Here is a 17249-nt window from a genome sequence, read left to right on the forward strand (position 1 = left end):
CTGACTTAACGCTTTTCTTTTAGTTTAGCCTCAAGCTCGACAATGTCTTGTTGTCTTGCTTTCGTGGCAAGGGGGCGTCCTTGCTTACCCGGCGCTTGTTTGGCTTTCTCTAAATACTGCGCGGCCTCATCGTAGTCTTTTTCATCAAATAAAAATTCCGCATAAAAGTAATTAGAATCTAGCCCATTGGGGTTAACTTCAAGGGCTTCTTTAAACAGTTTTCGGGCTTTTTTGTCGCTGCCAAACCCCACAGGCCAGCCCGGTACCTTATGGTACAAAGAAGCGAGAATACCCAAGCCTGCGCCCTCTAATGCCGTTTTATCGGCCGCGATGGCGCGCTCTAAATTTTCCTTCGCTTGTTTGGCAAGATCTAATGCGTCAAGGCCGCCTTTGGCTCTAGCTGCGCCGGATTGAGAGACAGCCAGCCATATCAGAGATTCAGGGCTATAGTTAGCGTCTTCAGCGTACTGACTGGCCGTGTCAATTAACGTTAGGAATTGGCGAAATTGCGCCTCTTTTGGCACCGTGTAGGTGATTTCGTCCCATGTTTGTTGGATGGATGCTAAGCCGTTTGGGTTGGCGTATAGGGCAGTACTAAATAGTAAAAAAGTGGAGGCGATAAGTAATCGTTTAAGCATAGTGATAAGCCATTTATTATTATGTGGGCGAAAAATTAGCGGCAAAAGGTACTCTTAACGCATAGGCGTTGGCAAGTAGGAATTCACCCAAGATTTATTTAGAGAAAAAGAGAATGCACTTCATTGGTTGGGAATAACTGACTTATGCACGAATTTTACGCAACTTTTTTCTAAATTGGGGTTCGCATTTCCCCCAATTCCTGTATAATTCGCGCCCTGCCCAGTTACGCCCACCTTTGGGAAGGTGGAAGAATCGGCCGGCTCGAAGGGGTCTTTGTGTTGATTTTAAGGTGATTTCTGGTGTTCAGAAATCAGTAACGACGATATTATTCGGGTGAATTTGAAAATGAAAACTTTTGTTGCTAAGCCAGAAACGGTACAACGTGACTGGTATGTGGTAGACGCCACAGACAAAACTCTAGGCCGTTTGGCTTCTGAAATCGCACTACGCCTTCGTGGCAAGCACAAGCCAGAGTACACGCCTCACGTGGACACTGGTGATTACATCATCGTAATCAATGCTGAAAAAGTAGCGGTAACAGGCCGTAAAGCGCAAAACAAAATGTACTATGCGCACTCTGGTTACCCAGGTGGTCTTAAAGAGACAAACTTTGAAAAACTAATTGCTCACAAGCCTGAAATGGTTCTTGAAAAAGCAGTTAAAGGCATGTTGCCAAAAGGTCCTCTAGGCCGTGCAATGTTCCGTAAAATGAAAGTTTACGCTGGTGCAGAACATTCGCACGCAGCACAGCAACCACAAGTTTTGGACATTTAAGGAGCTATTAACATGGCAGATACACAATACTACGGCACAGGCCGCCGCAAAAGTTCTACTGCTCGTGTGTTCCTACGTCCAGGCACAGGTAGCATTAAAGTAAACCAACGCGCTCTAGACGAGTACTTTGGTCGTGAAACAGAGTGCATGGTTGTTCGTCAGCCACTTGAACTTGTTGAAATGACTGAGAAGTTCGACCTTTACATCACTGTTAAAGGTGGTGGTTCTAACGGTCAAGCGGGTGCAATCCGTCACGGTATCACTCGTGCTCTTATGGAGTATGATGAAGCACTACGTCCAGCACTTCGTAAAGCTGGCTTCGTTACTCGTGACGCACGTCGCGTTGAACGTAAGAAAGTGGGTCTTCACAAAGCGCGTAAGCGTCCACAATTCTCAAAGCGTTAATTTTCCGCTTTTTGTATTGCAAAAACCCGGCTTATGCCGGGTTTTTTATTGCCTGAAAAAAAGCAAAAATGTTGGAGGGTTTGATTCTGGTGTGCGTATTAACAGTAAGGTCTAAGAAATAATAAGAGAACGCGTGAAAGTTGTTTATTTGAATACACAATCGAAAACGCCACAACATGCTCAAAGCGATGGGGCGCTCTATGACCTTATAAGTGAACACGAAGGCGCGTTGCGGCGTTTTATTCGTGTGCGTGCTCGCGCAAGTAATGCGGAAGTGGAAGATATCCTACAAGAAATGTATGCCAAGCTATTTTCAATGGAAGGCTTGGTAGAAAAAACCGAACAGCGGCAAGATACGTTTAAGGGTTTTTTATTTACCGTTGTGACTAACCTGATTATCGACAGAGAACGCAGAGCTAAAGTACGTGCAAGGGACGCTCACGAAAGTTACTCCGATACCCACTCAACGCACTGGGAAAATGAGCCAGAAAAACAAGCGGGTATTGCCGAAAAACTCTCCGAAGTGCAACAGGTGTTAGATACAATGAATCCCTACCATAAATCAGCTTTTGTATTGTGTCGTGTTGAAGGGAAGCCCTACAGAGAGATCAGTGACATACTGGGTGTTTCTGTCAGTACTGTTGAAAAATATATTGCGGCAGCGCTTACTGCCATAAAAAATAAGGTTTGTGATTAATGACATCGGATGCCAATACGCAAAGTAAAATTAATCAGACAGCGAGCAATTATGTCGTTCGCTTGTATTCGGGCGAACTAACCGCCAAAGAGGAACAGGATATTCTCGCTTGGTGCAATGAGAGTGAAAGGCATCAATCGGCCTTCGATGAAGCGATAAAAGTGTGGGATGCAGCCAGCGCTTTGCCTATGAACATAGGATGGAGAGAAAAATTAGAGGGGCGTTTCTACCACATACGTTATATGGCAGCTTCCATTGTAGTCGCGTTGTTTTGTTTAACGCTTTATCTGCACCATAGCCTTCAAGGTGAACCGAGTGTAGCGTCGCCGTCACAACATTATGCCACGGCAATTGGCGAGGTAAGCAACGTAGGTTTATCCGATGGTTCTACTATAACGCTCAACACGGATACAGCTGTCACTGTAACCTTTAGCGCGCAAGCTCGGGAGTTATGGTTACTTAAAGGTGAGGCATTTTTTGATATTGCTAAAGCACCCGCACGGCCTTTTCTTATTCATACGGGAGAGAAAACCATTCGCGTGGTTGGCACTAAATTTAATGTTAAGTTATCCGACAGTGGTTTTGATATCGCCGTGGCTGAGGGCATTGTCGCTATTGAGGAAGCAACGTCAAGGAACGCTGCTAACCCTGAGGTGAAGCCCGAACCCGTCTTGCTCGAAGCCGGTGCAATGGCCACCTTTAATCACAATAATGCGCTGATTGCAAAACAAAATAAAGATGTTGTGGATAAAGCACAAAGCTGGCGCTCAGGGTACCTTCGTTTTGATGACGAGCGTCTAGATAAAATTATAGAGAGTTTTAACCGCTATAGAACAAAGAAAATCGTGGTTGACGAAGAGGTTTCTAGCTTGCGAATTAGCGGTGTTTTTAAACTGTCTGAAGGCGATGCAATTCTTACTGCGCTAGAAGCGACCTTACCTATTGATGTGCAAAAAAGTGAGGAAAATATCACCGTTGTGAAAAAATAGCGGAGGAATTCATTTTGGGCTGCGTATTACTAAAAGGGAACACAATACAATACTAAAGGAGCAGCCATGACGTTGCCAAAAAACACAACAAGTGCATTGGCCTTGTGTGTTGCGCTTGCATTAGGTTCAAGCGCTCACGCACAGCAAATCAATAATATTTCTATTCAATCAACTTCATTAGATAGCGCGCTACTCTCTCTCGCAGAGCATAGTGACATTCAAATTCTGTTTTCTGATCCGCGAATACAGCAACTGTCATCACCTTCATTATCTGGCAGTATGGATGTCCAGGACGCACTTTCTTTTCTACTAAAAGATACAGGTTTCACTTTTCAGAAAACGTCTAAAAGAACCTACATCGTTAAGCCCATAAAAAAGCAACCTTCACCGGCCCCTAATACCGAGTCATTATCAACAACCGATGACGGTGGAAGCCGTGAATTGCAGACAAAAGAAGCAAGCGTAGAGCGTATTCAAGTGACAGGGTCGAATATCCGTGGAATGCAAGATACGGGAGCTTTGCCCGTGACAACAATGTCTGCAGAAGACATTGAAGGGTTAGGACTAAGTAGCGGTGCTGAAATTTTGGCTGAACTGCCGCAGCAGGGGGCAGTAAATTTTAATAGCGAGCGTGTGGTTGGCGGGGTTAACGACGCACGGGGCGATGTTTCTTCGGTTAACCTAAGAGGAATAGGTACAGGATATACACTCACACTACTTAACGGTAGGCGCCTTGTTTTACACCCAGGTACGCAAGCGGAAAATTTGGTGCCTGTCACCACAGTAAACTCAAATACTCTGCCAGTAAAAGGCGTGAAGCGTGTGGAAGTTTTACGTGATGGTGCTGCCGCCATTTATGGAACAGACGCTATTTCAGGCGTAGTGAACTATGTATTAGACGACAAATACACAGGCGGTGAAGTCCAAGCGCAATATGGCAGCAGCAAAGGAACCCATCGAGATCAAATTAACCTGTCAGGAGCCGGGGGCTGGTTGTTTAATGACGACCAAACTCATATCACCTTTAGTGGCGGTTACTACCACCGCGATATGGTAATGGCCAGCGAACGTGATTATGCCGCAAGTTCGGATTTACGTAATTTCGATGATCTAGACACTGATTTCATTGGTGATACGCAACTCGATAATCGAACCACGACTACCCCCTGGGGAGAGTTTTCCTCAGGTAGCTTAGGTACTTTTCATTTACAGCCGGCTAGTTATGGAGACTGCAGTGCCGAAGTTAATGAAGACGTGTGTGCATCATCAGGATCAACGCCCCGTGATTTGCGATTTGATTCGAATTCACAACGTAGCTTGAGCTCTGAAGTGGATAGATTAAACCTGTATACCCTTGTTAACCATTATATTAACGATGACATAGAGGTGTACGCGGAGGGGTTGTACTATTCTGCAACCGCAAAACGTATTCGTGAACAATCAGGCAATTTGACCGCGCAGCGTTTTACCGTGGCCGCAGACGCTTTTTACAATCCGTTTGGCGAGGAAGTCACGGTACGTCGCTATCGCCCTATAGATACGGGGTCTCGGAATATTGAAGTGGACGACTACAGTTATCGTTTACTTGCAGGCACCCGAGGCTATCTAGGAGATTGGGATTTTGATTCAGCCGTATTGTACTCGAAAGCAAACACGCTAGATTCCGCCAACCGAATTAATACCACGTTATTTCAACAAGCAGTAAACAGTACGGATGAAAGCACCGCTTACAACATATTTAGTGGGGCTAGTCTGACAAATCCCAATACGGCTGACGATACTGAGGTGCCACAAAGCGTTATTGATAGTTTTACCATTGATATTGAAAGAGAATCTGAAACAGAATTGGCCTCAATCGATGCAAAAATATCCCGCCCAGACTTATTTAGCCTCCCAGCTGGTGAAGTGGGCTTTGCCGCTGGGGTTGAATATCGTTACGAAAGCTTTTTTGATAAACGAAGCGATGCACTAAATGGGACTTTGTACTTTAGTGACCTAGTAGGAGGTACCTCAACAGAGATTGCTAGCCAAGTATTGGGGAGTAGCCCTACCCCTGATGCCAGTGGAAGTCGAAACGTCGTGTCTGCATTTGCCGAATTTGCAGTCCCTTTGATTGTCGACAAACCATTTATTGAAAGCTTGAATCTGCAGATTGCCGGTCGTTATGAGGACTTCTCTGATGTGGGCAGCATTTTTAAACCAAAGGTGGCAATGGCATGGGTGATGAATGACAACGCCATGATTCGTGGTGCATATTCTGGCGGTTTTAAAGCGCCTGGTTTGCCACAAACTACGGCCGTTGATGTGGCGCGCTCGAATACTCGCAGCGATCCTGTCACTCAGACTAGCCGAGGTACCCTTGAACTTAGGAACGGTAGCGATAGTTTAAGCCCTGAAGAAAGTGAAAACTACTCTTTTGGTATTGTACTTACGCCGATGAAAGATTTGACTCTCACTGTGGATTGGTGGGAGATTCAACAAGAAAATACCGTAGGCATTTTGAGTAGTCAGACACTGATTTTATATGATGCGCTGTTACGCAGTCAGGGAAGCGAATATGAAAATGTGATCCGCGACGAAAACAATGAAATTGTTTATATTCGAAACGATTACACCAATTTGTTACCAAGAGAAATCTCGGGTGTTGACTACAGTGTGGACTATCGATTTGAAACAGAAATGGGCAACTTTTCCGTAAAACTTAGTGCTGCAAATTTAACAAAGTTTGACCAAGGTACAGATGCTATTACCGCCATGGTGCTTGAGGCTCAAGATGCGGGTAACGAAGCGTTATTGTATGAGGGCGATCAAGTATCTATATCAGGCACAAGTGGCAGTTTAATCCGACAAAATGAGCGGCCGAAGTGGAGAGCAAATCTATCATTAGGTTATGCAAAAGATGCGTGGCGTGCAGGGCTAAAATATCGATATGTGAGCGACGTTGAAGATACCAGCTTAAATTACACTAACGATGAAGGTGATTTGGTTAATTATATTATCGATCATTGGTCAACATTAGATGCCTATGTGAGTTATCGCTTTAGTGAAGATGCGCTATTTAGCGGCCGCACTAAGTTAACCGTTGGCATGAGAAACCTCACTGATGAAGCGCCACCTTTTACTGATGAAACGTTCGGTTACAGCAGTGCTTTGCATTCTTCGTTAGGGCGTTACACCTATGTCACGCTAAATCACAAGTTTTAATTTGGTCGCACGCCGCCCTAGCGATATGTCATTTCGCGAATGAAATGTTAAGGGCGGCAACCCAATGGAGATATTATGTTTCGATTTTCAATACTGCTTTGTGCAGTTTTTACGCTCTTTCTGTTACCTAAGGCTAATGCTTGTGAATTTAGTGATGTGTCCTTCTCAGCTGATTTTGTGTCAGGAAGCTTGGATAGTTGCCATTTGAATGATTCAGGAGAGTATGTACTCACTTTTTTGCCTGAGGATAAACCCATTAATCCCAGTCCTTGGTTTTACTTTAGTGTTACCGCGAAGCAACCTCAAAGTGTGGCCATCGTGTTACGCTTCGATGGCTTTTCGCCGCGCTATCTACCTAAGTTTAGTCGCGATGAAAAGCATTGGTCTTATCTGCCTTTTGATACAAAGGGAGATGGTATGACTATCACCCTTGAAGCAACCTCAACACCGCTTTACATCGCGGCACAAAAGCCCATATTGAACGATGACTATACGTCGTGGATGGAAAAGGCGGCGAAGCAATTTGCTATTCAGCCAGTCACCTTGGGTCAATCAATAGAGGGGCGGGATATAGCTGGCTTTACACTAAGCAAAGAGAGCAATAAGGAGTGGGTGATATTTGTTGGGCGACAGCATCCACCCGAAGTGACTGGCGCAGTGGCCATGTTTGCGTTTTTGGAGGAATTCTTAACGACGACCCAAAACGCCTCGGCCTTTTTGTCACGTTTTAATGTATTGGTGGTACCTAATATTAATCCCGACGGCGTTTACCATGGTCATTGGCGTCACAATTTAGGGCATAAGGATTTGAACCGCGACTGGAATGTATTTGCTCAACCGGAAACTCGGGCGGTGAAAGCTTACTTAGATAAGATTACCGATGCTGGAGGCAAAATCGTTATGGGAATGGATTTTCATTCCACCCACAATAATGTTTTTTATACTATCCCACAAACCGAATCCATCGCTCCCACCACTATGGTGGTGTCTTGGCTAGATAATCTTCAGCAGAAAACGAAAGGTGTGTTCAAGGTGCTGGATAAGCCTGGAACATCGCCGGGTAAGGGGGTATTTAAGCAATTTATGGCAGACGTTTATAACGTACACGGAGTGACCTACGAAGTTGGCGATAATGAACCCGACGTAAAAACACGCTATGTTGCGCGCCATGCAGCAAAGACGCTCATTGATGTGCTGCTTGATACTAAGGCTGAAGATTTTGTACTTAACACCTGCCCGGCAGAAAGCTGTTAACGATGACCAACGCACAGCATTCAAGCGGCTTGCTCAATGAAATAAAAACGCGCTTTTCGGTGAATTTGAGTCGTAGCTGCAAATAACAATGATTTAATAATTAACAAGAATTTGGGCTAATTTTGCTCAAATTCTTGATTTTGTTCCAATCCCTCGCTAATTCTTTACTCACGGCGCATATTAAATTATTGCTTAAATATCAGTAAAACCTTGTGTTTATAAGGGCTTTTCTTTTATCATTTGCGGTCGAAAATTTAGTAAAATCTCGTGAATTCTTAGGCGCGTCAAAAAATGCCCCTAAGTTGCTTTCATGACAAGCCATATGATGCCACGACACAAGCATGATAAAACCAGTATAAGCTTGTGTTTCACATCATAAATATCCAAACCTGGAGAAATGTGGATGAGCAATGTATCTGTAGATGCAACAGAGTCTGCACAGAATGATAACCAGCCAGAAAACAACACTCGACGTCGGTTCTTGACCGTTGCCACGTCGGTCGTTGGTGGTGTGGGTGTTGTCGGTGCTGCTGTGCCTTTTATTGCGTCCTGGAATCCAAGTGCCAAAGCGAAAGCTGCTGGTGCTGACGTTGAAGTTGATATCAGCGGGATTGAGCCTGGACAACTTGTACGTGTAATGTGGCGAAGCAAACCAGTATGGATTGTACGTCGTACGCCAGCGATTTTAGAAGAGCTTGGTACGCACGAAGATAAACTTAAAGATCCTAACTCTGAAGCCGAGCAGCAACCTACTTTTGCTCAAAATCGTTTCCGTTCGATGAAAGAAGAGTACCTAATTTTGGTGGGTATCTGTACGCACTTAGGGTGTTCTCCTCAGCATCTTAAAGATGGCGCATTCGAAGAAGTGGTTGAAGGTGTACCAGATGGCTTCTTCTGTCCGTGTCACGGTTCTAAGTTCGATATGGCTGGGCGCGTTTTTCAAAACGTACCTGCTCCATTAAACCTAGTTGTACCGCCTTATCAGTTCGTTGATGACACCACCATTATCATCGGCTCAGAAGCGGAGGTTGCATAATATGAACGCTTTCCTAGGTTGGATTGAAGAACGCATCCCAATGATGCGCGTAGCCAACATGCACGCGCTTCAATATCCGGCGCCAAAAAACATGAACTTTTGGTACGTATTCGGATTCCTAGCCACGATTGTTCTGGTGAACCAAATTGTTACTGGTATTTGGCTAACCATGAATTTCGTTCCCTCTTCAGAAGGCGCCTTTGCTTCTGTTGAATACATCATGCGTGAAATCGACTACGGTTGGATTATTCGCTATATGCACAGTACTGGCGCATCAGCGTTCTTTATTGTGGTATATCTTCACATGTTCCGTGGCATGATTTACGGCTCTTACCAGAAGCCTCGTGAGCTTCTATGGGTGTTTGGTATGTTTATTTACCTAGCGCTTATGGCAGAAGCTTTCATGGGTTATGTATTACCTTGGGGGCAAATGTCTTACTGGGGTGCACAGGTAATCGTATCACTGTTTGGTGCTATTCCTGTTGTCGGGCCTGACCTTGTTATTTGGCTTCAGGGTGACTATGTTATCTCTGGCGCTACCCTTAACCGTTTCTTCGCATTACACGTGATTGCGTTGCCACTGGTTATCGTTATTCTTGTCTTCCTTCACATCATCGCACTTCACGAAGTGGGTTCTAATAACCCAGACGGTATTGCGATTAAGCATAAGAAAGGCTCGCTGCCTGAGTCTGAGAAGACTAAATATGAAATTCACGAGTACTACACAAGCAAGTACGACATTGCTGATGACGTATTGCCGTTCTTCCCGCACATTGTGTTGAAAGACCTTGTTGCCTTCTGTGTGTTCTTAGCATTGTTCACTTATGTGTTGTTCTTTGCCCCTGAAATGGGCGGTAAATTCCTAGAACACCCTAACTTTGAAATTGCCAACCCACTGAAGACGCCTGAGCATATTTTCCCTGTTTGGTACTTCACGCCATTCTACGCCATCCTTAAAGCGGTTCCAGATAAGCTATTTGGTGTTCTTGCTATGTTTGGTGCTATTGCAGCGCTATTTGCTCTGCCTTGGCTAGACCGTGGACGCGTTAAATCGTGGCGCTATCGTTGTGGCCTACACAAGGTAAACCTCATTGTCTTTGCGATTGTGTTTATCTTCCTAGGTTACTTAGGTGGTACACCGCAAGAAAACTGGAAAATCATTGCGTCACAAATTGCGACGGTAATGTACTTCGGTTTCTTCGTGGCACTGTTCTTGTACAGCAAAAACGAAAAAACTAAACCTGTGCCAGAGAGGATCCCTAAATGAAAAAAATGATGTGCTTTTTAGTCTTCTTCCTGCCGGGCCTAGCTGTTGCTGCAGGTGGAAGCGTACATTTGGATAAAGCGCCGATTGATTTAACTGACAAGGCGTCGTTGCAACGTGGTGCTCAGTTATTCATGAACTATTGCTTGGGCTGCCACTCAATGAAGTATCAGCGCTATCAGCGTTCGTTCCAAGATTTAGGTATTTCTGACGAACTGGGTGAAAAGTATTTGCAGTTTACGGGTGAAAAAGTCTCAGACTATATCACTCGTGCTATGCCTGAAGAGGCTGCTGCTGGTTGGTTCGGTGCTGCGCCACCCGACCTTACACTCGTTGCTCGTGTTCGAGGTGAAGACTGGATTTACACTTACCTACGTTCTTTCTATGTTGATGAAAGTCGTCCGTTTGGTGTAAACAACACCGTCTTCCCAGAAGTGGGCATGCCACACGTATTACAACCTCTTCAAGGTACGCCTACCCGTACTTACGAAGAACATATGGTTGATGGTGAAAAGGTTAAGCGTTATGTGGGTATCAAATCAGATGGTACTGGCGCGCTTTCACCGGGTGAATACGACCAAGCGGTTGCAGATATTGTTAACTTCTTGGAATACACCGGTGAGCCAGCAAAACTTGAGTCTCACAAAATAGGTAAGTGGGTACTTGCCTTTATCGCTGTGTTGTTCGTCTTTGTTTACTTATTGAAGAAAGAATACTGGCGAGAAGTACACTAATTCTCCAAGAATTATGTATAATAGGAAAGGGGGCGTCTCGCCCCCTTTTTTGGCATTTAAAATTCGTCCTTATCTTAAGGGCATAACTCATTTCTCGACGGAGGAAAATGAATGGCCGTAGCCGCGAATAAACGTTCTATTATGACGTTGTTCTCTGACACAATTGATATTTATAGCCATCAGGCACGAATTGTGTTGGCAGAAAAAGGTGTGGGTGTTGAAATCAGCTACACAGATCCTAGCAACCTGCCAGAAGATCTGCTGGAGCTAAACCCTTACGGTACTGTTCCAACTCTTGTTGACCGCGAACTGGTGCTCTATAACTCGCATATCATCATGGAATATCTTGATGAGCGTTTTCCGCATCCGCCATTGATGCCGGTATACCCAGTTTCACGTGGTCAAAGTCGTCTTATGATGCACCGCATTGAACAAGATTGGTATTCACTTGCTGCACGGATTTTCCGTGGAGAAGGTGATGTTGAGTCAGCACGTAATGATTTACGCGAAGCTTTACTCGCGCTTGCACCTGTATTTGGTGAAATGCCTTACTTCATGAGCGAAGAGTTTAGTTTGGTTGATTGTTATCTTGCTCCGCTATTGTGGCGTTTACCGGCATTAGGTATTGAGTTAAACGGTGCTGGCAGCAAAGAAATTAACGCCTACATGAACCGCATTTTCTCACGCAGTTCGTTTAAAGCGTCATTAACTGACCAGGAACGAGAGATCCATAACCCACTATGACATCCATGACTTCGAATCAGCCCTATTTACTAAGGGCCTTTTACGAGTGGATAGTGGACAACGATTTAACGCCATACATTGTTGTTGATGCAACGAATGAATTGGTTGATGTGCCACAAGAGTTTGTGAAAGACGGCCAAATAGTGCTTAACGTCTCGCCTAGCGCCTGCGTTAATTTTATGCTCGATTTGGACGGCATTTCATTTCAAGCGCGTTTTGGTGGTCAACCTCGGCGTTTAAGTATGCCTTGTCATGCCGTAATGGCAATTTACGCCCGTGAAAACGGTGCAGGCACTGTATTTACTACAGAAGAAGAAATGGCGAAGAACATAGAGTCTACGCCTTCTCAGCCTCAAGGCCCAGCCTCTCTTGATGAGACAGAAACGCCTGATAATTCAGATGCGCCAGTGCCACCTAAAAAAGGTAAGCCTACGCTTAAGATTATTAAGTAATTCCTTCACTGACTTTCTGCGTTCTTGCAGAAAGTCAGCTTATCGTGACTTTTTTGTGATAGTTTTGCGATAAATTCCCGCCAATATTTCCTTCGAGCTTTAACAACAAAGAAGGAAAAAGCAATGTTACGTTTCAATTCAAATGGTTTCCGTTTTCGTCAAACCGTATTAGCAACCGGACTGTTAGCCGCTTCTGGTTTAGCACATAGTGCTGAGTTAGATGTCACGGTGCAAAACCTGACGCAAGGTATTTATTTTACGCCTATTTTAATTTCGGCTCACAGCAGTGATGCTAGTTTATTTGAATTAGGAGAAACCGCCACCACTGAGTTACAAGCTATGGCTGAGGGCGGAGATATCAGCGGGTTAGCGGCGTCCACTGAGGCGCTATCTGCCAACAATGTATCTAACCCGGCAGAAGGCCTATTAGCCCCCGCAATGAGCACCACTGCAAGTTTAAGCACCGATGAAGGTAACGATGTACTTAGCATTGTCGCAATGATGTTACCAACTAACGATGGTTTTATTGGCTTAGATAACTGGTCTATTCCCGAAGAAGCGGGCACTTACACTTTATACCTTAACGCCTATGACGCTGGCACAGAAGCCAATGATGAAATTCGCGGTAGCGGTGCACCGGGCGAGGCTGGTTTACCGGTTCCTCCGCCATTAGAAGATCTGGTGGGTAACAATGGTACCGGTGTGGCAGCAACAATATCTAACGCCAACGTCCATATTCACCCTGGCAATATTGGGGACGACGATGGGATGGGGGGGTTAAGTGATGTGGACAATACCGTGCAACGCTGGCTGAACCCGGTAGCGAAAGTGACTGTTGTTATTAGCGAGTAAGCTGGGGGAAGCTATGAAGCGTATTAATAAAACCATATATAGTGCCAGCCTGCTAAGTGCAGCGATGGTATTGTCAGCATGTTCTGACAACGATAACAACGATGAAGTAGTGGTGACACCACCGCAGCCCATTACCTATACGTATCAAATCGACGTGGTAAATTTAACCAATGGACAGCCTGCCTCACCCATTGCTATTGCTTTACACGACCTTGATATGCCGATGTGGGCGATTGGTGAGCCGGCTACGGACGGTTTGGCGTTGCTAGCCGAGTCTGGTGATAACAGTGAGTTTTTAGCGGTAACAGAGCTACTGGCCACAGCATCAGCAGACGATCCTACACCGCCTGGCGAACGTGTTTCAGTCACCATCAGCATTAACGACAACGCCGCGACAGCATTAACGGTGGCTGCCATGTTAGGTAACACCAATGATGCGTTCACCGGGTTGACTGCAATGGACCTATCTCAACTTAACGTTGGCGAGGTGATGACGCGTTTCAGTTTAACTTATGATGCGGGAACAGAAGCCAATACTGAATCGGCAATGTCGGTGCCAGGCCCAGCAGGCGGTGGCGAAGGCCCCAGTGAGGGGAGGGAAGCCCATGATTTTGTGACCATGCACCCGGGTGTGGTGTCAACTGAAGGGGGGTTATCGTCCTCGGTATTAACTGCAGATCAGCGATTCGATAACCCCATATTAAGAATTTCTGTAATGAGAATGGAATAATTTTTAACACACTCCGGTCTTGTGTAATAAGGGCAATACTGGAGTGTGACATGATTCTTGTAATATTCAGCTGTAACCAACAACAGCGGCAAATACAACAATGCTTAAACGAACACGGCTATGTGCATGACCTTGTCTCTACTTATATGTCGGCGAAAACATTGTTATCTCAGCACTACCCGCTCATTATTGTAGAAGCGAAAGGCAGTGCGGCATGCAGTGAAAAAATCACCCGTATACGTGAGCAGTGTGACGGAAGTTGGATAATGGCCATTGAACCTGAAGGTATGTTAACCGATGGCGCCAGTTATCTTGAAGCCGGCGCAGACGACCACCTTCCGCAACCCTTTAATGAACGTGTATTTATTGCCCGAGTACGTGCCCATTTAAGACGTGTCGCTATACCCGACATTCAGACAGTTGACACTGATGCGGTCAATGTTGGACCTTTCACCATTGACTCGCGCTTGCATTCGGTGACGGTAAACGGTGAAGATGTGAAGCTAACCGCCAGAGAATTTACTCTGCTGTACCATTTATGTCGTCACCCGAACCAGGTTTTTTCGCGCAATCAATTATTAAGTGCGGTGTGGGGCTACAACCACGAAGGATACGAGCATACCGTGAACACCCATATGAATCGGTTGCGCAATAAATTAGATGCTGTGATTTCTTATCATCAAGCTGGTCAGCTTCTGCAAACGGTGTGGGGAGTGGGCTACAAGTTCAACAGCCAAGGGTTAGCGAACAAAGTCATGAGCGCATAACATACCTACAAGTGACGTGCGGCATGTTTGCGTGTTCCTCTTACTAAAGTGAGGTTAGACTAAAAACAGGGTTGCTGTGCCTAAGAAAGCAAATATTCCCACCACATCGGTGATGGTCGTTAATATAACGCTACCGGCTAAGGCTGGGTCTATTTTAAGCCGTTTCATGATCATAGGTAACGTGGCTCCAGCCAGCGCTGCGGCAATCATATTAACCAGCATAGCAAAGGCGATAATAACGCCTAACATATAGTCTTGTTTCCATAAGGCAATAACACTGGCAATTAACACTGCCCAAATAGCTCCGTTCAAAAAGCCAATAGATATTTCTTTGCTAATTAACCATCGTGAGTTACTGGCGTTTACATGACCCAATGCCATACCACGTATCACCAATGTCAGGGTTTGATTTCCAGCAACCCCTCCCATACTCGGCACAATGGTGTTGAGTATAGCTAATACCGCCAATTGGCTTAATGTTGCTTCAAATAAGTCACTGACCATCGCCGCCATTAAGGCAGTTACCAAGTTAACGGCCAGCCACACTGAACGGCGTTTAGTACTTTGCATAACGGGGGCAAAGGTATCTTCGTCATCATCCAAACCCGCCATACTCATCATCGAGTGTTCAGCATCTTCACGAATAATATCGACCACGTCATCAATGGTAATTCGGCCTACTAAGCGATGGCGTTCGTCGACAACCGGGGCAGATAGCCAATTATACCTTTCAAATAAACTCGCTACCTCGTCGTCGGGCATATTGACCGGGATAGCTTCTGACTCTTCATCCATTACATCAGACACTTTTGCGTCTGTATCTGCGGTCAGTAATCGTGCTACGGGAACAATGCCAACCAAATTATCGGTACGATTCACCACGTAGAAGGTATCGGTGTTTTCCGGTAACTCGCCTTTTAAGCGAATGTATCGAAGGACGACATCAATGGTGACATCTGGGCGAAGTGTGATGGTGTCGGTATTCATTATGAAACCGGCGGTTTCTTCACCGTAGGAAAGGGCTTGCTCGGCGCGTAATCGGTCTTGGGCATCCATCGAGGCAAGGATGTCTTGTAATACTGGTTCTGGAAGACTGCTTAGGGTTTCTGCTAAGTCGTCGGTGTCCATTTCTTCTAGTGCGTCCACAACATTAGCAGGCAACATTTTGGTAATGATGCCGTTACGCACGTCGTCCGACAGCTCTTCTAAAATATCACCATGAAAATCGCTATCAATAAGCTCCCATAGCTCGTCACGTGTGCGGCTAGGGCTAGACTCTAAAATGTGAGCAACATCGGATGGGGGCAGTTCAAGCAACAGTTTACGTACGGAAACAAACTGACCGTTTATTAGTGCACCGTTAAGTGCACGTAATTGGCTTTGTACGTATTTAGAGACCAGAGCTTCTGCCACAAAATTCGCCTAAGGAATTGGATTTTCTATTGTTCTAGGATATCGCAATAGGCATGACGCTGTCATGACAAATAAAGTGGCTAGAGGACAATATGCTTAGAATATAGCCACTTCGAGAGTGCAATTTAAGCTAAGAGAGGGGGAAGGGAGGCATTCGACTAACGCGCGCTTATTCGTCTTCGTTGAAGCGACCTTCAATTAACGTTTCAATGGCCTTTAACGCTTGTTCTTCATCTTTGCCTTCTACGACCACTTTGACTTGTTCACCTTGGTGACTTTCTAGCATCATGAGCCCAAGAACGCTGTTGGCATCTGCTTGTTTGTCGCCCTTTACAAGAATAATTTTAGCGTCAAATTGATTCGCTAATTGCACCAGTTGAGTAGCCGCTCTGGCGTGCAGGCCAAGCTTGTTCACAATGGTAAGTGTTTTTTCAATGGTCATTACTGATTTAATTCTCTATGTCGAAGTTGCACGTCAGGGTGCAAATCGCTGAAAGTCTTTGCCAATGTCTGGGCGATAAACACAGAGCGATGCTGGCCTCCGGTACACCCTATGGCGATGGTTACATAACTTCTGTTGTTACGCTCTAAGTGGGGAAGCCAAGTGGTAATGAGGTTTTGAATTTGCCAAATAAACTTGGTCACCACCGGTTGAGAGCCTAAAAATACTTCTACGGGGGCATCTAACCCTGTCAGGTGTTTTAAATCAGGCTCCCAATGAGGGTTAGGGAGAAAACGGGCGTCGAAAACATAATCGGCATCTTTAGGAATACCATGTTTGAAGCCAAAGGATTCAAATACCAATACCAGGCGAGAACTCTTTTTACCTAAAATTCGCTCACGTATTAATTCAGCAAGTTGGTGAATGGTCAGTTTATCGGTATCTATGTATAAGTCTGCTCGTTCAATCACAGGAGCGAGTAAAGCGGCTTCCGCTTTAATAGATTCAGACAAAGACTTATTCAGTTTTGCCAATGGATGTAATCGTCGGGTTTCACTAAAGCGTTTGACGAGAATGTCGTCACTGGCATCAATGTAGACGATGGTCATGGACCAAGAAGAGGGAAGGTAGTCGAGTATTTCAACTAAATCGTCTGGGTTTTTGGGTAGGTTACGTACATCAATACTTACAGCAACTTGATCGTATTCGTCGACTACCGTATGGGTAAGGGTAGGTAATAAATTGACGGGAATATTATCTACGCAATAATACCCTAAATCTTCCAGTGCCCGTAAAGCAACAGACTTCCCTGACCCCGAACGACCACTAATAATAATTAGTTTCAATTGGCCTC

General features: G+C 45.2%; 18 protein-coding genes. 14 read left to right on the plus strand and 4 right to left on the minus strand.

Annotation, left to right across the window (positions count from 1 at the left end; translation table 11 throughout):
• Positions 1-5 precede the first annotated feature (5 nt).
• Entirely contained in the window at positions 6-638 is a 633-nt protein-coding gene (locus EP13_RS03640) for a tetratricopeptide repeat protein (RefSeq protein ID WP_044058717.1), read from the minus strand.
• Between the two features lie 346 nt (positions 639-984).
• On the opposite strand from EP13_RS03640, the gene rplM reads away from it, so the two are divergent.
• The 14 genes from rplM (at position 985) to EP13_RS03710 (ending at position 14541) form a co-directional block, all read left to right on the plus strand.
• Positions 985-1413, plus strand: coding sequence for a 50S ribosomal protein L13 (gene rplM / locus EP13_RS03645; protein ID WP_044056072.1), 429 nt, complete (start codon positions 985-987; stop codon positions 1411-1413).
• A 12-nt stretch (positions 1414-1425) separates the two neighbouring features.
• Positions 1426-1818 carry a 30S ribosomal protein S9 gene (rpsI, locus tag EP13_RS03650; RefSeq protein ID WP_044056073.1) on the plus strand — a complete coding sequence of 131 codons (393 nt, stop codon included), beginning with the start codon at positions 1426-1428 and terminating at the stop codon, positions 1816-1818.
• Positions 1819-1951: 133 nt separating this feature from the next.
• A complete protein-coding gene (locus EP13_RS03655) occupies positions 1952-2515 on the plus strand; it encodes an RNA polymerase sigma factor (protein WP_044056074.1) in 564 nt (187 codons plus the stop codon).
• On the plus strand, positions 2515-3504 hold the full coding sequence (locus EP13_RS03660) for a FecR family protein (RefSeq protein ID WP_044056075.1): 990 nt from the start codon (positions 2515-2517) through the stop codon (positions 3502-3504). Before EP13_RS03655 ends, EP13_RS03660 begins: the two co-directional genes overlap by 1 nt.
• Before the next feature lie 66 nt (positions 3505-3570).
• The gene (locus tag EP13_RS03665; RefSeq protein ID WP_044056076.1) at positions 3571-6708 is read left to right on the plus strand and encodes a TonB-dependent receptor; all 3138 of its coding nucleotides are present in this window, start codon (positions 3571-3573) and stop codon (positions 6706-6708) included.
• A 75-nt stretch (positions 6709-6783) separates the two neighbouring features.
• Complete coding sequence (locus EP13_RS03670; RefSeq protein WP_044056077.1) at positions 6784-7962, plus strand: M14 family metallopeptidase; 1179 nt, start codon at positions 6784-6786, stop codon at positions 7960-7962.
• A 403-nt stretch (positions 7963-8365) separates the two neighbouring features.
• Positions 8366-8998 carry a ubiquinol-cytochrome c reductase iron-sulfur subunit gene (gene petA / locus EP13_RS03675; RefSeq protein WP_044056078.1) on the plus strand — a complete coding sequence of 211 codons (633 nt, stop codon included), beginning with the start codon at positions 8366-8368 and terminating at the stop codon, positions 8996-8998.
• A 1-nt stretch (position 8999) separates the two neighbouring features.
• The gene (locus EP13_RS03680; protein ID WP_044056079.1) at positions 9000-10265 is read left to right on the plus strand and encodes a cytochrome b; all 1266 of its coding nucleotides are present in this window, start codon (positions 9000-9002) and stop codon (positions 10263-10265) included.
• On the plus strand, positions 10262-10996 hold the full coding sequence (locus tag EP13_RS03685; protein ID WP_044056080.1) for a cytochrome c1: 735 nt from the start codon (positions 10262-10264) through the stop codon (positions 10994-10996). The genes EP13_RS03680 and EP13_RS03685 overlap by 4 nt, the downstream gene beginning before the upstream one ends.
• A 111-nt stretch (positions 10997-11107) precedes the next feature.
• Complete coding sequence (sspA, locus tag EP13_RS03690) at positions 11108-11740, plus strand: stringent starvation protein SspA (RefSeq protein WP_044056081.1); 633 nt, start codon at positions 11108-11110, stop codon at positions 11738-11740.
• Positions 11737-12192 (plus strand): ClpXP protease specificity-enhancing factor, encoded by a 456-nt coding sequence (locus tag EP13_RS03695; RefSeq protein WP_081869431.1) that lies wholly within the window; start codon positions 11737-11739, stop codon positions 12190-12192. The genes sspA and EP13_RS03695 overlap by 4 nt, the downstream gene beginning before the upstream one ends.
• Before the next feature lie 123 nt (positions 12193-12315).
• Entirely contained in the window at positions 12316-13044 is a 729-nt protein-coding gene (locus EP13_RS03700; RefSeq protein ID WP_052364268.1) for a spondin domain-containing protein, read from the plus strand.
• A gap of 13 nt (positions 13045-13057) precedes the next feature.
• Complete coding sequence (locus tag EP13_RS03705; RefSeq protein WP_044058719.1) at positions 13058-13774, plus strand: spondin domain-containing protein; 717 nt, start codon at positions 13058-13060, stop codon at positions 13772-13774.
• Positions 13775-13824: 50 nt separating this feature from the next.
• Positions 13825-14541, plus strand: a complete 717-nt coding sequence (locus EP13_RS03710; RefSeq protein WP_044056083.1) for a response regulator transcription factor — start codon at positions 13825-13827, stop codon at positions 14539-14541.
• Between the two features lie 54 nt (positions 14542-14595).
• Here the strand turns inward: EP13_RS03710 and mgtE are convergent, their stop codons facing one another.
• The 3 genes from mgtE to rapZ form a co-directional block, all read right to left on the minus strand.
• Positions 14596-15954, minus strand: coding sequence for a magnesium transporter (mgtE, locus tag EP13_RS03715; RefSeq protein ID WP_044056084.1), 1359 nt, complete (start codon positions 15952-15954; stop codon positions 14596-14598).
• Between the two features lie 169 nt (positions 15955-16123).
• Positions 16124-16396, minus strand: coding sequence for an HPr family phosphocarrier protein (locus EP13_RS03720; protein ID WP_044056085.1), 273 nt, complete (start codon positions 16394-16396; stop codon positions 16124-16126).
• Positions 16396-17241 carry an RNase adapter RapZ gene (rapZ, locus tag EP13_RS03725; protein ID WP_044056086.1) on the minus strand — a complete coding sequence of 282 codons (846 nt, stop codon included), beginning with the start codon at positions 17239-17241 and terminating at the stop codon, positions 16396-16398. The genes EP13_RS03720 and rapZ overlap by 1 nt, the downstream gene beginning before the upstream one ends.
• Positions 17242-17249: the final 8 nt, after the last annotated feature.

The organism is Alteromonas australica (genome assembly GCF_000730385.1).
Classification (GTDB): Bacteria; Pseudomonadota; Gammaproteobacteria; order Enterobacterales; family Alteromonadaceae; genus Alteromonas; species Alteromonas australica.

Excerpts from the sequence above, each read along its gene's own strand:
- EP13_RS03640 (WP_044058717.1), bottom strand. The coding sequence starts at position 638 with ATGCTTAAACGATTACTTATCGCCTCCACTTTTTTACTATTTAGTACT.
- rplM (WP_044056072.1), top strand. The coding sequence starts at position 985 with ATGAAAACTTTTGTTGCTAAGCCAGAAACGGTACAACGTGACTGGTAT.
- rpsI (WP_044056073.1), top strand. The coding sequence starts at position 1,426 with ATGGCAGATACACAATACTACGGCACAGGCCGCCGCAAAAGTTCTACT.
- EP13_RS03660 (WP_044056075.1), top strand. The coding sequence starts at position 2,515 with ATGACATCGGATGCCAATACGCAAAGTAAAATTAATCAGACAGCGAGC.
- EP13_RS03665 (WP_044056076.1), top strand. The coding sequence starts at position 3,571 with ATGACGTTGCCAAAAAACACAACAAGTGCATTGGCCTTGTGTGTTGCG.
- EP13_RS03670 (WP_044056077.1), top strand. The coding sequence starts at position 6,784 with ATGTTTCGATTTTCAATACTGCTTTGTGCAGTTTTTACGCTCTTTCTG.
- petA (WP_044056078.1), top strand. The coding sequence starts at position 8,366 with ATGAGCAATGTATCTGTAGATGCAACAGAGTCTGCACAGAATGATAAC.
- EP13_RS03680 (WP_044056079.1), top strand. The coding sequence starts at position 9,000 with ATGAACGCTTTCCTAGGTTGGATTGAAGAACGCATCCCAATGATGCGC.
- EP13_RS03685 (WP_044056080.1), top strand. The coding sequence starts at position 10,262 with ATGAAAAAAATGATGTGCTTTTTAGTCTTCTTCCTGCCGGGCCTAGCT.
- sspA (WP_044056081.1), top strand. The coding sequence starts at position 11,108 with ATGGCCGTAGCCGCGAATAAACGTTCTATTATGACGTTGTTCTCTGAC.
- EP13_RS03695 (WP_081869431.1), top strand. The coding sequence starts at position 11,737 with ATGACATCCATGACTTCGAATCAGCCCTATTTACTAAGGGCCTTTTAC.
- EP13_RS03700 (WP_052364268.1), top strand. The coding sequence starts at position 12,316 with ATGTTACGTTTCAATTCAAATGGTTTCCGTTTTCGTCAAACCGTATTA.
- EP13_RS03705 (WP_044058719.1), top strand. The coding sequence starts at position 13,058 with ATGAAGCGTATTAATAAAACCATATATAGTGCCAGCCTGCTAAGTGCA.
- EP13_RS03710 (WP_044056083.1), top strand. The coding sequence starts at position 13,825 with ATGATTCTTGTAATATTCAGCTGTAACCAACAACAGCGGCAAATACAA.
- EP13_RS03720 (WP_044056085.1), bottom strand. The coding sequence starts at position 16,396 with ATGACCATTGAAAAAACACTTACCATTGTGAACAAGCTTGGCCTGCAC.